Source organism: Enterobacter sp. RHBSTW-01064 (genome assembly GCF_014103035.1).
Taxonomy (GTDB): Bacteria; Pseudomonadota; Gammaproteobacteria; order Enterobacterales; family Enterobacteriaceae; genus Enterobacter; species Enterobacter mori.
On record NZ_JABXOU010000001.1, the window covers coordinates 320,275 to 336,018 of the forward strand.

13 protein-coding genes, 2 tRNA genes and 1 other RNA gene are annotated in these 15,744 nt (G+C 49.8%); 7 read left to right on the forward strand and 9 right to left on the reverse strand.

Annotation, left to right across the window (positions count from 1 at the left end; translation table 11 throughout):
- Positions 1 to 11: 11 nt before the first annotated feature.
- From oppC to HV355_RS01530, 4 genes are all read right to left on the reverse strand, one after another.
- The gene (gene oppC / locus HV355_RS01515) at positions 12 to 920 is read right to left on the reverse strand and encodes an oligopeptide ABC transporter permease OppC (RefSeq protein WP_014884161.1); all 909 of its coding nucleotides are present in this window, start codon (positions 918 to 920) and stop codon (positions 12 to 14) included.
- A gap of 12 nt (positions 921 to 932) precedes the next feature.
- Positions 933 to 1,853, reverse strand: coding sequence for an oligopeptide ABC transporter permease OppB (oppB, locus tag HV355_RS01520; RefSeq protein ID WP_089599049.1), 921 nt, complete (start codon positions 1,851 to 1,853; stop codon positions 933 to 935).
- Between the two features lie 84 nt (positions 1,854 to 1,937).
- Entirely contained in the window at positions 1,938 to 3,566 is a 1,629-nt protein-coding gene (gene oppA, locus HV355_RS01525) for an oligopeptide ABC transporter substrate-binding protein OppA (RefSeq protein ID WP_182400730.1), read from the reverse strand.
- Positions 3,567 to 4,338: 772 nt separating this feature from the next.
- Positions 4,339 to 4,986 carry a YchE family NAAT transporter gene (locus HV355_RS01530; protein ID WP_010433000.1) on the reverse strand — a complete coding sequence of 216 codons (648 nt, stop codon included), beginning with the start codon at positions 4,984 to 4,986 and terminating at the stop codon, positions 4,339 to 4,341.
- A 478-nt stretch (positions 4,987 to 5,464) separates the two neighbouring features.
- On the opposite strand from HV355_RS01530, the gene adhE reads away from it, so the two are divergent.
- Complete coding sequence (adhE, locus tag HV355_RS01535; RefSeq protein ID WP_108417803.1) at positions 5,465 to 8,143, forward strand: bifunctional acetaldehyde-CoA/alcohol dehydrogenase; 2,679 nt, start codon at positions 5,465 to 5,467, stop codon at positions 8,141 to 8,143.
- Between the two features lie 75 nt (positions 8,144 to 8,218).
- Here the strand turns inward: adhE and tdk are convergent, their stop codons facing one another.
- Entirely contained in the window at positions 8,219 to 8,833 is a 615-nt protein-coding gene (gene tdk, locus HV355_RS01540; protein ID WP_010432994.1) for a thymidine kinase, read from the reverse strand.
- Positions 8,834 to 9,383: 550 nt separating this feature from the next.
- Here tdk and hns point away from each other — a divergent pair.
- Complete coding sequence (gene hns / locus HV355_RS01545) at positions 9,384 to 9,797, forward strand: histone-like nucleoid-structuring protein H-NS (RefSeq protein ID WP_003856724.1); 414 nt, start codon at positions 9,384 to 9,386, stop codon at positions 9,795 to 9,797.
- Positions 9,798 to 10,002: 205 nt separating this feature from the next.
- Here hns and galU read toward each other — a convergent pair whose 3' ends face one another.
- From galU to rssA, 3 genes are all read right to left on the reverse strand, one after another.
- Positions 10,003 to 10,911, reverse strand: coding sequence for a UTP--glucose-1-phosphate uridylyltransferase GalU (gene galU / locus HV355_RS01550; RefSeq protein ID WP_010432990.1), 909 nt, complete (start codon positions 10,909 to 10,911; stop codon positions 10,003 to 10,005).
- Positions 10,912 to 11,110: 199 nt separating this feature from the next.
- On the reverse strand, positions 11,111 to 12,124 hold the full coding sequence (gene rssB / locus HV355_RS01555; protein WP_089599047.1) for a two-component system response regulator RssB: 1,014 nt from the start codon (positions 12,122 to 12,124) through the stop codon (positions 11,111 to 11,113).
- A 92-nt stretch (positions 12,125 to 12,216) separates the two neighbouring features.
- On the reverse strand, positions 12,217 to 13,119 hold the full coding sequence (gene rssA, locus HV355_RS01560) for a patatin-like phospholipase RssA (protein ID WP_174339693.1): 903 nt from the start codon (positions 13,117 to 13,119) through the stop codon (positions 12,217 to 12,219).
- 113 nt (positions 13,120 to 13,232) lie between these two features.
- Here rssA and HV355_RS01565 point away from each other — a divergent pair, with 113 nt between their 5' ends.
- The 5 genes from HV355_RS01565 to HV355_RS01585 all read left to right on the forward strand — a co-directional run bounded on the left by HV355_RS01565 (position 13,233) and on the right by HV355_RS01585 (position 15,120).
- The gene (locus HV355_RS01565) at positions 13,233 to 13,691 is read left to right on the forward strand and encodes a YchJ family protein (RefSeq protein ID WP_071985429.1); all 459 of its coding nucleotides are present in this window, start codon (positions 13,233 to 13,235) and stop codon (positions 13,689 to 13,691) included.
- A gap of 48 nt (positions 13,692 to 13,739) precedes the next feature.
- Positions 13,740 to 14,582 (forward strand): formyltetrahydrofolate deformylase, encoded by an 843-nt coding sequence (purU, locus tag HV355_RS01570; RefSeq protein WP_010432980.1) that lies wholly within the window; start codon positions 13,740 to 13,742, stop codon positions 14,580 to 14,582.
- Between the two features lie 157 nt (positions 14,583 to 14,739).
- Positions 14,740 to 14,824 (forward strand) — tRNA-Tyr (locus HV355_RS01575).
- Positions 14,825 to 14,859: 35 nt separating this feature from the next.
- Positions 14,860 to 14,944 (forward strand) — tRNA-Tyr (locus HV355_RS01580).
- A 45-nt stretch (positions 14,945 to 14,989) separates the two neighbouring features.
- Positions 14,990 to 15,120: non-coding RNA, RtT sRNA (locus tag HV355_RS01585), on the forward strand.
- A 143-nt stretch (positions 15,121 to 15,263) separates the two neighbouring features.
- Here the strand turns inward: HV355_RS01585 and HV355_RS01590 are convergent.
- The gene (locus tag HV355_RS01590; protein WP_120158324.1) at positions 15,264 to 15,707 is read right to left on the reverse strand and encodes an Lrp/AsnC family transcriptional regulator; all 444 of its coding nucleotides are present in this window, start codon (positions 15,705 to 15,707) and stop codon (positions 15,264 to 15,266) included.
- Between the last annotated feature and the right edge of the window lie 37 nt (positions 15,708 to 15,744).

Here is a 15,744-nt window from a genome sequence, read left to right on the forward strand (position 1 = left end):
GACGGCGCTCCTTAACGGTCTTTCGGGTCGAGGGCATCACGCAGGCCATCGCCGATAAAGTTGAAACAAAACAGGGTGACAACCAGGAAGCCCGCCGGATACAGCAGCAACCACGGTGAAACTTCCATCGAGTTTGCACCGTCACTCAACAACGCGCCCCAGCTGCTTAGCGGCTCTTGCGTGCCCAGCCCCAGGAAGCTCAGGAAGGATTCAAAGAGGATCATGCTCGGCACCAGCAGTGAGGCATACACCACCACCACGCCAAGAACGTTCGGCACAATGTGGCGAACCACGATATTTCTGGTCGATACCCCACCCACCTGCGCCGCCTCGATAAACTCTTTGCGCTTAAGGCTCAGCGTTTGACCACGCACGATACGCGCCATATCGAGCCAGGACACCATCCCGATGGCCACGAAAATCAACAGGATGTTCTGACCAAAGAAGGTCACCAGCAGGATCACGAAGAACATGAACGGGAAGGAGTTGAGGATTTCCAGCAGACGCATCATGACGGAGTCCACTTTCCCGCCGAGATAACCGGAAAGCGATCCGTAAAGCGTGCCGAGGATCACCGCCACCAGCGCGGCAGCAATACCGACCATCAACGAAATGCGGCCACCGATGGCCACGCGCACCAACAGATCACGACCGGATGAATCGGTACCGAAATAGTGCCCGGACTCCATATCTGGCGCGCTGGACATCATGCCCCAGTCCGTATCGAAATAGGTGAATTGCGACAGCATCGGTGCCAGCGTCACAAACAGGGCAATGATCACCAGTACGACCAGGCTCGCGACAGCAGCACGGTTGTGCATAAAGCGACGACGCGCATCCTGCCAGAGGCTACGACCTTCGACTTCCAGTTTTTCACTGAAGTTTTCCAGCGCCTCGCTGTTTTTCTTACTCAACATCATGGCGTGCTCCAGTTAGTAACGGATTTTAGGGTCGATAACGGCATACAGCACATCGACAATGGCGTTAAACAGAATGGTCAGCGCACCAACCAAAATCGTCAGGCTCAGCACCAGCGAGTAGTCACGGTTAAGCGCACCGTTAACAAACAGCTGACCAATGCCCGGCAGGCCGTAGATGGTTTCGATAACCATTGACCCCGTAATAATGCCGACAAAAGCTGGCCCCAGGTAAGACAGAACGGGTAACAGCGCAGGCTTCAGCGCATGCCGTAAGATAATCCGGCGCATCGGTAAACCTTTCGCGCGCGCGGTACGGATAAAGTTGGAGTGCAGAACCTCAATCATCGACCCGCGCGTGATACGCGCGATACTGGCGATGTATGCCAACGATAATGCCACCATTGGCAGTATCATGAACTGCAGCGCCCCACCGTTCCACCCGCCGCCCGGCAGCCATTTCAGCGTGATGGCAAATATCATGACCAGCAACGGTGCGACAACGAAGCTTGGGATAACCACCCCGGTCATTGCGACCCCCATGACGGCATAATCCCATTTGGTATTTTGTTTTAAGGCGGCGATAACGCCCGCAGCAACCCCGAGAACGACGGCGAGCAGGAATGCTGCAGCACCCAATTTAGCCGATACCGGGAAGCTTGACGCCACCAGGTCGTTAACGGAGTAGTCTTTATATTTGAATGACGGCCCAAAATCCCCGTGTGCCAGCTGCTTCAGATAGTTGAAGTACTGGGTAGAGATAGGATCGTTCAGATGGTATTTCGCTTCGATGTTGGCCATGACTTCTGGCGGCAGCGTACGTTCACCGGTAAAAGGGCTTCCCGGTGCAAGACGCATCATGAAGAAGGAAATCGTGATGAGAATAAATAGCGTTGGAATCGCTTCAAGACAGCGACGTAGGATAAATTTCAACATTGCCCGTACCTTCTGGCGTGTGCCTATATTATGTGACGTTGGTTAGACACCGTGGGGCGAGTACCCTCGCCCCACTCATTGCCATTAATGCTTGATAATATAAAGATTCTTAACGGAGATATTATCCAACGGGTCTTTACCGGTATAACCCCCTACCCACGGTTTCACCAGACGGGCGTTCACGTAGTAGTAAACCGGTACAATTGCAGAGTCTTTATCGAGTTGTTCTTCTGATTTCGCGTACAGCTCTGCGCGTTGCGCATCGTCAGTCACTTTCAGCGTATCACCGATAATCTTATCGAAAGCTGGGCTCTTATAGTGTGCAGTGTTATTCGAACTGTCACTGAGCATCGTGTTCAGGAAGGATGTCGGTTCGTTGTAGTCCGCACACCAGCCAGCACGTGCCACGTCGAACGTCCCCTGATGACGGGTATCGAGGAAGGTTTTCCACTCCTGGTTTTCCAGTTTGACGTTCGCACCCAGGTTTTTCTTCCAGATAGACGCGACGGCAATAGCCAGTTTTTTATGCAGATCTGACGTGTTGTACAGCAGGTTAAACGTCAGAGGCTTATCAGCGGTATATCCTGCTTCAGCCAACAGTTTTTTGGCTTCTTCGTTACGTTTTTCCTGGGACCATTTGAACCACTCAGGTTCAACCAGTTTCATGCCGTCGGTGTAAGGCGGGGTGTAGCTGTAAGCGGGCAGATCGCCCTGGTTTTTCACCTTGTTAACAATGATATCGCGATCCAGCGCCAGCTTCAGTGCGGTACGAACGCGCACGTCGGTGAACGGTGCTTTCTGGTTGTTAATTTCGTAGTAGTACGTGCACAGGTACGGATCGACGTGAACTTCTTTCGGGATCTCTTTTTTCAGTTTCTGGAACAGTTCAATCGGCATGTTGTTATAGGTCATGTCGATCTCGCCGCTGCGGTAGCGGTTAACGTCTGTCACTTCAGAAGAAATTGGCAGGTAAGTCACCTGATTGATCACGGTTTTCGCGTTGTCCCAATACTGCGGGTTACGCTCCAGAACCATACGTTCGTTGACCACCCAGTCTTTCAGCTTATAAGCACCGTTGGTCACGATATTGGCTGGCTGCGTCCATTTTTCACCAAATTTCTCCACGGCGGATTTTGGTACCGGGGAGACGGACGGGTGAACAAGCAGCTTATAGAAGTACGGAACAGGTTCGCTCAACGTCACTTCAAAGGTATTCGCATCAATGGCTTTTACGCCCAGATCGGTAACAGGTTTTTTGCCTGTGATAATGTCATCAATATTGGCGATGTGACCATACTGCAGATAGCTCGCATACGGAGAGGCGGTATTTGGATTCGCCAGGCGCTGCCAGCTATACACGAAATCTTCGGCGGTGACCGGAGTGCCGTCGGACCATTTAGCGTCTTTACGCAGATGGAAGGTCCAGACTTTGAAATCTTTGTTTTCCCATTTCTCAGCCACACCCGGAGCCGGGTGGCCGTCTACGTCAGTAACCAGCAGACCTTCGAACAGATCGCGGTTAACGTTCGACTCAGGAACCCCTTCAATTTTGTGCGGGTCCAGAGACTGAACTTCCGCACCGTTGTTACGCACCAGCGTCTGTTTTTCCGCCAGTTGTACCCCTGCAGGCACATCCGCAGCCATTGCGTTGCCCGCGATTAGCGCAGTTAAAATCCCCGCCGCTACCAGATTTTTTTTTGTGATGATGGTCATTGTGTTGGTACTCCACTCATTATAATTACTGGCCTTCGCCAGCTGTGTAATCCCCTGTTGGGGCCTGTACAGCGCAGGAGTTTTTTTATGCTGCTGCCAGGTTCTTTTTTCTACTTCTTGCTATCACCGACTTTTTTATTACTGACCGCTCGTATGGCCGTCTTGCGTCGATTCTTAACGCGCCGCCCCGTCTGCGACGTGTTATGGATTTCTGAGACGAAAACTATTTGAAAATAATTCTCATCTACTTGTTTAATTCTGCAAAATATAAGGCCGGAAAGTATCAAATGGCGCATACGCCCGCCAATACATTTTGCAAATTTGTTAAGCAATTCTCTTTTACGAAGGATACCGTTTCTCTGACAATCGTCTCACCGGACAGCATTTATCAAAAAATCATTGAATATTCAATAAGATGTAAAAAACCTTCTTTGCGCGCACTTCAATGCGTCGCCTCAGGCAGATTTTGCACAAAAACTTAACAACTGGTTATTATTTAGCACATTCCTCTAGGGGAACATTGAAATTACTAATATCATTTCGGATATCACTCAGCAAGCCCCAGACTATCATGTGAGTAAAATAACAGAGCATTCGAAGAATTTATGTGCAGGCGGGTGGGTAAGAAAGAATTAACTCGTTGAAATACAAGAAAAGAGGATTATTAGTAGAATTTATTATGTCATGTTCACATTTCAACTTTATTTATATGATTTGCTGATAATGACGTAAAAAAAACGGAGCCCCTGGCTCCGTCCTTTCATATGAAGTTTTAATGCAATAACCCAGGGAAAATGCTCTTAATGCCGGTAACGATAAACTCAATACCCAGGGCCATCAGTAGCAGACCCATGATACGGGTAATAACGTTGATGCCTGTTTGCCCTAACAGCCGCACCAGCCAGGGGGCCATGCGGAATACGCCCCAGCAGCAGAGCGCGAAAAGCGCAATCGCCACGGAAAAACCGATCAGGTGCATCAGACTGTGATAGCGCGTCCCCCACACTATCGTCGAGCTAATGGCCCCCGGCCCCGCCATCAGCGGCAAGGCCAACGGAACGACACCGATACTTTCACGGACCGCTGTTTCTGATTTCTCCTGTTTGTTCTGTTTATCCTCACCCAGCTTACCGCTGATCATCGACATGGCGATGGTGACAACCAGAATCCCGCCCGCAATACGGAAGGAATCAATAGATATACCGAACAACTGCAGAATGGCATCGCCCAGGTAAAGCGACGTCAGCAGAATAATGGCTACCGATAAGTTTGCCGTCAGGTTGGTTTTGTTTCTGGCAACGGCTGTCTGGTAGCTGGTCATACTGATGAAGACAGGGATAATCCCCACTGGGTTCACCAGTGCAAACAAACCAATAAAAAACTTAAAATATGTAGGGAAATCAAAGAGCGTTTGAATCACATTTAGCTCCGCTAATGAGCATGTTCAGGGACAAAAAATATGTCATGATAAAACCGCGCTGAAGATACGCTTTTTTGCAGCATTCTTCACCAGAAATCTGTGCCAAAACGTTATCATTTCATGATGTTAAACATTTGTAGAATCAATGATAGTGTCACTTCTAATAGTTACGTAATTATTTAACGGTGGAAAATTCTTGCCGAAATAGGCTGCTGAAAGGTATCAGCTTAGGGAAAAATTGATGCAGATCATGATTTCCGTACTCAGAAGTGAGTAATCTGATTACGCCGCCAGGGAGATCACCTATCAAAAAGGTATGATGCTAAGGTAAGGCTCTTTTAGTAAATTAGTGAGCTGGAACGAGAAGTAAGCCCTTGTTTTACTGTGTGTTACGCAAGTGGTATCGGCTCTGTCTATACTGTGTGACGTATCGAGCGCTGGTTTACTAAAAGAGTTTAAACATTATCAGGAGAGCATTATGGCTGTTACTAATATCGCTGAACTGAACGCACTCGTCGAGCGCGTTAAAAAAGCCCAGCGTGAATATGCCAATTTCACCCAAGAACAGGTTGATAAAATCTTCCGCGCGGCCGCACTGGCTGCTGCAGATGCTCGAATCCCTCTCGCTAAAATGGCCGTTGCCGAATCCGGTATGGGTATCGTTGAAGATAAAGTGATCAAAAACCACTTTGCTTCAGAGTATATCTACAACGCCTATAAAGATGAGAAAACCTGTGGCGTGCTGTCTGAAGACGACACCTTCGGTACCATTACTATTGCAGAACCTATCGGCATCATTTGCGGTATCGTTCCAACCACTAACCCAACGTCTACTGCTATCTTCAAATCACTGATCAGCCTGAAGACCCGTAACGCAATCATCTTCTCCCCGCACCCACGTGCAAAAGACGCGACCAACAAAGCAGCAGATATCGTTCTGCAGGCTGCAATTGCCGCTGGCGCACCAAAAGATTTGATTGGCTGGATTGATCAGCCGTCTGTTGAACTGTCCAATGCACTGATGCATCACCCGGACATTAACCTGATTCTGGCGACCGGTGGTCCTGGTATGGTTAAAGCTGCATACAGCTCCGGTAAACCAGCCATCGGCGTAGGCGCAGGTAACACCCCTGTTGTTATCGACGAAACGGCGGATATCAAACGTGCCGTTGCGTCTGTACTGATGTCAAAAACCTTCGACAACGGCGTTATTTGTGCGTCCGAGCAGTCTGTTGTGGTTGTTGATTCCGTGTACGATGCCGTTCGTGAACGTTTCGCAAGCCACGGCGGCTACCTGTTGCAGGGTAAAGAGCTGAAAGCCGTTCAGGACATCATCCTGAAAAATGGCGCACTGAATGCTGCTATCGTAGGTCAACCAGCATATAAAATTGCTGAGCTGGCAGGCTTCACCGTTCCGGCAACAACCAAGATCCTGATTGGTGAAGTGAAAGTTGTCGATGAAAGCGAACCGTTCGCTCACGAAAAACTGTCCCCTACTCTGGCAATGTACCGTGCGAAAGATTTCGATGACGCGGTAGAGAAAGCAGAGAAACTGGTTGCCATGGGCGGTATCGGCCACACCTCTTGCCTGTACACCGACCAGGATAACCAGCCAGAACGTGTTGCTCACTTCGGTCAGAAGATGAAAACTGCACGTATCCTGATCAACACCCCTGCTTCTCAGGGTGGTATCGGTGACCTGTATAACTTTAAACTCGCACCTTCCCTGACTCTGGGTTGTGGTTCCTGGGGTGGTAACTCCATCTCTGAAAACGTTGGTCCAAAACACCTGATCAACAAGAAAACAGTTGCTAAGCGAGCTGAAAACATGTTGTGGCACAAACTTCCGAAATCTATCTACTTCCGCCGTGGCTCTCTGCCAATCGCGCTGGATGAAGTGATTACTGATGGCCACAAACGTGCGCTCATCGTGACTGACCGTTTCCTGTTCAACAACGGCTACGCTGATCAGATCACCTCAGTACTGAAAGCCTCTGGCGTTGAAACTGAAGTCTTCTTTGAAGTTGAAGCTGACCCAACCCTGAGCGTTGTTCGTAAAGGTGCTGAACTGGCTAACTCCTTCAAACCAGATGTGATTATCGCACTGGGTGGCGGTTCCCCAATGGACGCCGCGAAAATCATGTGGGTCATGTACGAGCATCCGGAAACTCACTTCGAAGAACTGGCGCTGCGCTTTATGGATATCCGTAAACGTATCTACAAGTTCCCGAAAATGGGCGTGAAAGCGAAAATGATCGCTGTCACCACCACTTCCGGTACCGGTTCAGAAGTGACGCCGTTTGCGGTTGTAACTGATGATGCAACAGGTCAGAAATACCCACTGGCTGACTACGCGCTGACCCCAGATATGGCTATCGTTGATGCCAACCTGGTGATGGATATGCCGAAATCACTGTGTGCCTTCGGTGGTCTGGATGCCGTGACTCACGCCCTGGAAGCCTATGTGTCTGTACTGGCGTCTGAATTCTCTGACGGTCAGGCTCTGCAAGCGCTGAAACTGCTGAAAGAGAACCTGCCAGCGTCTTACAACGAAGGGTCTAAAAACCCGGTAGCGCGTGAGCGTGTACACAGTGCTGCAACCATCGCTGGTATCGCGTTTGCGAACGCCTTCCTGGGTGTTTGTCACTCAATGGCACACAAACTGGGTTCCCAGTTCCACATTCCTCACGGTCTGGCGAACGCCCTGTTGATCAGCAACGTTATCCGTTATAACGCGAACGACAACCCTACCAAGCAGACTGCATTCAGCCAGTACGACCGTCCACAAGCACGTCGTCGTTACGCTGAAATCGCTGACCACCTGGGTCTGAGCGCACCGGGCGACCGCACTGCTGCTAAGATTGAGAAACTGCTGGCATGGCTGGACAGCATCAAAGCTGAGCTGGGTATTCCTAAATCTATCCGTGAAGCAGGCGTTCAGGAAGCTGACTTCCTCGCTCACGTAGATAAGCTGTCTGAAGACGCATTTGATGACCAGTGTACTGGTGCTAACCCGCGCTACCCACTGATCTCCGAGCTGAAACAGATTCTGCTGGATACCTACTACGGTCGCGAGTTCAAAGAAAATGACACTGTCGCGGCAAAAGTTGAAGCGCCTGTTGTTAAAGCTGACAAAAAAGCGAAGAAAAGCGCTTAATTGACAGCCTAATAAAAAACCCGCCAATGGCGGGTTTTTTTATGCCTGCTGATCGACAAAGAAATTTGCGCTGCCCTATTTCCGGTTATCGCTCTGGATAGCCGTCAGTGAACCGACAACAAGTGCTTCTTTATAGTGCTTGCGACAGACCGATACATAGCGCTCGTTGCCCCCTATAACGACCTGCTCACCATCCGCGTAGGGTTTACCCGATTGATCGAGACGAAGCACCATACTGGCTTTACGGCCGCAGAAACAGATAGTCTTCAGCTCAACGAGCTTATCCGACCATGCGAGCAAATACTGGCTGCCAGCAAATAACTCGCCGCGAAAATCGGTGCGTAGACCATAACAGAGTACGGGAATATCCAGTTCGTCAACGACTTCAGAAAGTGCATGAACCTGTTCACGCGTCAGGAACTGGCTTTCATCTACCAGAACACAATGGATAGGCTTAGCGGCGTGTTCAGTGCGGATATCATCCAGTAAATCTGTTTGCGGGTTATACAGCCTTGCTGGCGACGAAAGTCCTATTCTTGAACTTACCTTCCCTGCACCAAAGCGATCGTCGATTTCAGCGGTGTATACAACGGTGCGCATCCCCCGCTCCTGATAATTGTATGAGGATTGCAGTAACGCCGTCGATTTCCCTGCATTCATTGCCGAATAGTAGAAATAAAGTTGTGCCATTGGCCGAAGAACCCTAATCAATGTGTAATATTCCCGATGAATCATTGTACCATATTTTGTCTCGTCATCAGCGATGCACCGCACAGACTATGCCGCTGAACCCGCGATTAACCCTCGGTGCTTTTAGAAAATAATGCGTTAAAACATACATTAAACGCTTATCGGGCTGCCAATAAGCAACTTATGCAGCCAAACATAACACTCCTTTTTATACTGGAATTTACGTTCATTAAAATTCACTATTTATTAACTATTTTTGTCTCACCCGCGCGTCCCTGAAGTAATACAAAAGGCTGATATTTATCCGCCGCAACTATAATTCCTGGGGGAAATGTCACAAAACCAAACATGCATACCGCTGGTTTTTGCCGTTTGACGTGAAATCATCAGACCAGACACACGGTGAAATTTAAGTTAGCGTAATTAATAATAGCGCCGACGATTTCGTATTTTTTGAATTCCTTACATTCCCACCTATTGCACAACTCAATTTATCGCTCTATTATTAGGACAACAAACCACCCCCCATTATAAGTTTGAGATTACTACAATGAGCGAAGCACTTAAAATTCTGAACAACATCCGTACTCTTCGTGCGCAGGCAAGAGAATGTACCCTCGAAACGCTTGAAGAAATGCTGGAAAAATTAGAAGTTGTAGTTAATGAGCGTCGTGAAGAAGAAAGCGCAGCTGCTGCTGAAATCGAAGAACGCACTCGTAAACTGCAGCAATATCGCGAAATGCTGATTGCAGATGGTATCGATCCAAACGAATTGCTGAACAGCATGGCTGCGGCGAAAACCGGTACCAAAGCAAAACGCGCTGCTCGTCCGGCTAAATATAGCTACATTGATGAGAACGGCGAAGAGAAAACCTGGACCGGCCAGGGTCGTACTCCAGCTGTTATCAAGAAAGCAATGGATGAGCAGGGTAAACAACTGGATGACTTCCTGATCAAGGATTAATCCTAATCTAATTACAAAAATCCCGCTTAATGCGGGATTTTTTTTACGCGAAATTCCGCTGAGCAACCCTTTACACTCTGTCATATGTCGCCACAGACTATTTAATGTCTTTTACAATCCCTCTCCAGCAGCCACTGAGCCTCGTTATGGGCATAAAAAAACCGGTGGGCATCGCCACACCGGTCTTGTTCAACTGAGTATCAGACTATTTCTTAATACCCACGTTTTCTTTGAGCCAGGCTTTAAATTCTTCGCCCAGGGTATTGTGGCGAATACCATATTCAACGAATGCCTGCATATAACCGAGTTTATTACCGCAGTCATGGCTCTTACCTTTCATATGGTAAGCTTCTACGGTTTCTTTTTCGATCAGCATATCGATGCCATCGGTCAGCTGGATTTCATCACCCGCTCCCGGAGGCGTTTTCGCCAGCAGTGGCCAAATCTCAGCACTCAGCACGTAACGACCCACAACCGCCAGATTAGATGGCGCGACGTCCGCTTTCGGTTTCTCAACGACACCTACCATAGGAACGCTTTCGCCTGGCTCCAGATTAACGCCCTTGCAGTCCACAACACCATAGGCGGTAACGTCTTCTACAGGCTCAACCATGATCTGGCTGCTGCCTGTTTCGTCGAAGCGCTTGATCATCTCAGCCAGGTTATCCTGAGACAGATCTGATTCAAATTCGTCCAGAATAACGTCCGGCAGAATAACAGCAACCGGCTCATCACCCACAACCGGGTGTGCACACAGCACAGCATGACCCAGACCTTTCGCCAGCCCCTGACGAACCTGCATAATGGTGACGTGTGGAGGACAAATAGACTGAACTTCCGCTAACAGCTGGCGCTTAACACGTTTTTCCAGCATCGCTTCAAGTTCAAAACTTGTATCAAAATGGTTTTCGATAGAGTTTTTAGATGAATGCGTAACCAGCACAATCTCAGTAATCCCTGCCGCGATACATTCATTTACGACGTACTGGATTAATGGCTTATCAACTAAAGGCAGCATCTCTTTAGGGATTGCCTTCGTTGCTGGTAACATCCTGGTCCCCAATCCCGCTACCGGGATGACGGCCTTTCTGACTTTCGAATTTAGGGCAGCCATTCAAATTCTCCTGAGCTGTTCAAGTTTTGAACTTTTATGCATTAAATAACGCGTTGAGTATATCAGCCTCAGCCTTTAGTACGGGTCTGAAAAGAACGCGTTGCCGATCAATTAGGATAAATACGCATGAATCTGGCAGCGATAGTAGCACCGCCAACTAAACACTGGAAAAGCAATCTCAAGAATAAAACTCAACTGCTTATTCCGTGGACAACATTAAGCGCAACCGCCCGCCAGCACCCCAAATTTGGCACTGCCAGGAGGAACAGCGATGGCTAATTTGATTGAGGTAAGCCGTCCCCAGTGTTCCCAGCGGTACGCCGTTACTCACCTGAATATGATGCTCCCCCGTATTCAGAGAAGCGTTTAAACCCGCAGAAACAAGAATCAGATTTTTCAGTCCGCTGTGATAATAACCGACGAGAAGCGGAAACTGCCCAGGCAAATTAGCCTGGCGGAAAAGCTGATTTACCTGTTTAAGCAAACTGCCTAATTCAGGAAGCCGCTGTCCCTGATGGGATAACTGCTCCTGCAATAATCCATTAAATAGCGCACGAAGTAACAATGCGGCTAAAACACCATTGTCTCCTGCCCGGGTCACGTCCAGACAATAAAAAGCGAGATCGGAGTCGGATAACGGCGCTATATCGAGCACCAGACCATGCTGGTCTGCCGCCACGAGTTGTCGATAATTTATCCGGCAATGGGAAAGCGTTTGTTGTACCGGCGGCTGAAGCTCTTGTAGCAATTTGGCTGCGGCAAGCGGATTACTGACCAACGCATCCCAGTCCTGAAACAGACGTTCTTCTTCTTCAACGCGAGAATTGAACATGTTGGGATAAAGGCAAGCGAGTACCGTCTCACGCAGACGGCTCAAATCCTTGACGGGCTTGAGCAGAATATCCTGCACCCCCAGCCGTAGCGCTTTCGCGATATCCGCCATATTCTCCGTTGCAGAGATCACCAGCACAGGCATCTGGTTTCCTTCGTTGCGAAGATGCTCAACCAGCTTCAGGCCATTCATTCGCGGCATCGCGATGTCGCAGATCATCAAGTCCGGGGCAATAGACGTCATTTTCTCCAGCGCGTCGATGCCGTCCTCGGCAAGAGAAGTATCCGCACCCAGTGAGGATAACCACGAATCCAGCAAAGAGCGGAAAACGGGCTCGTCTTCAACGATTAAAATGTGTTTTCCGACCAATGGCTGCGTCATGGTTCCTCCCCTGGCTGACAGTTACTCAATAGTGGCATGCTATTGGGACTATCGCCTGTCAGATTTTGCTGAAGTAATCAAATAAAGGATGCTTAAAGTGCTGTTCGCACAAATGGCAACAATTCATCTATTTTCTTTTCGACGGCTAAGGAACCCGCTGAAATCGCGGCCTCAGCTCTATGGAAATCAAGGGTAGAGATTTGAGGACAATAAGGTTGAATCAGAATATCGGGAGGATCGCCAGCCATACGGTTTCGCTTCAGGCGATTCTCAAGTACCTGAATTGACGTGGTCATGATTTCCAGGGCGGTGGGTGCCGTTACTGCTCGGCGAGTTGCCAGGCGTCCAATTCTTCCGCGCAAACGCGCATGCCAGGCGAGCTTCTCACCTTCGGCATCATCACTTTGCAGATTAACGGGCATGAGGTCTTGCTGCATCAGGTGGGCATCATGTTGCAGGTCCACGGCAATCACAATATCCGCGCCCATGGCACGCGTCAGGGAAACAGGGACCGGGTTTACTACCCCGCCATCGACCAGCCAGTAGCCGTTATGTGGCACAGGGGCCATTAATCCTGGCATGCTGCAGGACGCACGGACAGCAAGATGCAGATCGCCTTCGGTGAGCCACAGCTCACGTCCTGTACTGAGGTTCGTGGCCACCGCGCCAAACGGCAACTGACAGTGGGTAAAGTCATCAAGGGGCATAATCTGACGGAACTGATTAAACACGCGCTCGCCGCGCAGCAGGCCGCCACGCTGCCAGGAGAGATCCATCAGGCGCAGCACATCCCAGTAGCTGAAGGAACGTACCCATTTCTCAAGCTCCGGTAGCTTACCGCAGGCATATGCTGACCCGACTAGCGAACCAATCGAACAGCCTGCAACGATATCAACGTCAATACCCATCTGTTTCAAGGCGTTGATAACGCCAATATGCGACCAGCCTCGGGCTGCACCTGAGCCTAACGCCAGTCCGATTTTTACTTTTCTCATTAGCCCTGTTTTACTTCCCCTGGATCCCCAACATAGCGTCAACGCAACAGCTCAGTTAACATAGTGCTACCCTAAGCGTTAAACGCCCTTATTTTTGTTCCAGGAAGAGAATCGTGTCTCAACTCTGCCCCTGTGGTAGCGCTCTGGAGTATAGCCTATGTTGCCAGCGATATCTTACTGGCGAGCAGGTTGCTCCAGACCCGTCACACCTGATGCGTTCGCGGTATACTGCTTTTGTGATCAAAGACGCAGATTATTTAGTCAAGACCTGGCACCCCACTTGCCATGCAGCTGATTTTCAGCAAGACATTGAAGCGGGCTTCGCCAATACCCACTGGCTCGGTCTTACGGTCTTTGATTCAGCCCCCGGTCGTGATGAAAACGAGGGTTACGTGAGTTTTGTTGCCCGTTTTACCGAACAGCACAAACCCGGCGCCATTATTGAACGTTCCCGTTTCTTAAAGGAAAGCGGGCAATGGTATTATATTGACGGAACGCGTCCTCAATTCGGTCGTAACGATCCCTGCCCTTGCGGTTCAGGTAAAAAATTTAAAAAGTGTTGCGGGCAGTAATGCCTGACAACCCAGACTTCGCAAATACACAAACAGGATTTCCCGGCGATGCAATCACTACAACGTAAAGTTCTGCGCACCATCTGTCCCGATCAAAAAGGACTGATCGCACGAATTACCAACATTTGTTACAAACATGAACTGAATATCGTGCAGAACAACGAGTTCGTTGACCACCGTACCGGTCGCTTCTTTATGCGTACCGAGCTCGAAGGTATTTTCAACGACACCACCCTGCTTGCCGATCTGGATAGCGCCCTGCCGGAAGGTTCCGTGCGTGAACTGACGCCTGCTGGCCGTCGTCGCATTGTGATCCTGGTGACCAAAGAGGCACACTGCCTGGGCGACCTGCTGATGAAAGCCAACTACGGCGGTCTTGATGTCGAAATTGCCGCTGTTATCGGCAACCACGAGACGCTGCGTACGCTGGTCGAGCGTTTTGATATTCCATTCGAACTGGTCAGCCACGAAGGACATACCCGTGAAGAGCACGACGATCTGATGGCGCAGGCGATTGAAGCGCATAATCCAGATTACGTGGTGCTGGCGAAATATATGCGCGTATTAACGCCCTCCTTCGTATCGCGTTTCCCGAATAAGATCATCAACATTCATCACTCATTCCTTCCCGCCTTTATCGGCGCGCGCCCGTACCACCAGGCGTACGAGCGCGGCGTGAAGATCATCGGTGCGACGGCCCACTACGTGAATGACAATCTGGATGAAGGTCCCATCATCATGCAGGACGTGATTCATGTGGATCACACCTATACCGCAGAAGACATGATGCGCGCTGGGCGCGACGTTGAGAAAAACGTCTTAAGCCGCGCGTTGTATCAGGTGCTTGCCCAACGCGTCTTCGTTTACGGCAACAGAACCATCATTCTTTAATCTTTCGGAAAATGAATTGATTAGCTTTGCACCTTTGCGGATAAAAAGCAGGCAAACAACTTCATTTCCCTAAAGGAATGCTTTACAGGGGCGTCTCATTTGATATGATGCGCCCCGCTTCCAACAGGAAGCAGGCCTGTAAAAAGCATTACCCCGTGGTGGGGTTCCCGAGCGGCCAAAGGGAGCAGACTGTAAATCTGCCGTCATCGACTTCGAAGGTTCGAATCCTTCCCCCACCACCATCTCTCAGCATTACCTCAAAATTTGAATTATCCCTGGTGGGGTTCCCGAGCGGCCAAAGGGAGCAGACTGTAAATCTGCCGTCATCGACTTCGAAGGTTCGAATCCTTCCCCCACCACCATCATTTCCAAATAACGCTTAACTTTCTGTTCGCACCGGGCATCATGCTTTTCCGTAACGGGGAAGGATGAGAAGCTTCGATTAAGGTTCGATTCGAGCGTAGCGAGAAAGCGTTGCCGCAGGCAACGACCCGAAGGGCGAGGCGCAACGCGCCGAGTAATCCTTCCCCCACCACCATCACTTTCAAATGACTCCAAATCTTCTGTTCGCACCAGGCATCATGCATTTCCGTGACGGGGAAGGATGAGAAGCTTCGACTAAGGTTCGATTCGAGCCTTCGTAGGCCGGGTAAGGCGCAGCCGCCACCCGGCAACAGAAACCTACATCGGCGGTAACCGTCGCTTCACCGGCGAGCTCTTCACAATCGACGTATTACACTGGGCATGCTCTGCCAGGCCGTCCAGCAACACATCCAGCTGTTCTATCGACCGTACCACCAGCCTGATCACAAAACAGTCCTCACCCGTGACTTTGTCACTCTCAATGCACTCCGGCATGGCCTGAATGTATTTATCCACCTTATGCAATAACCCCGGCAATGGGCGCACGCGCACCAGCGCCTGCAAGGTGTATCCCAGCGCCGCCAGGTTCACCCGCGCACCATAACCCTGAATCACACCGCGCTCTTCCAGCCTCTTCAAACGTTCTGCCGTGCTGGGTGACGTTAATCCCACACGACCACTCAGCACCTTCAGCGACACGCGCGCGTCCTCTACCAGACAAGCCAATATTTGCCGATCGATATCATCAAGCAGGTATTCCATCGCTTTCACCTAATTTTAAAAAGTCATTAACCTGTTT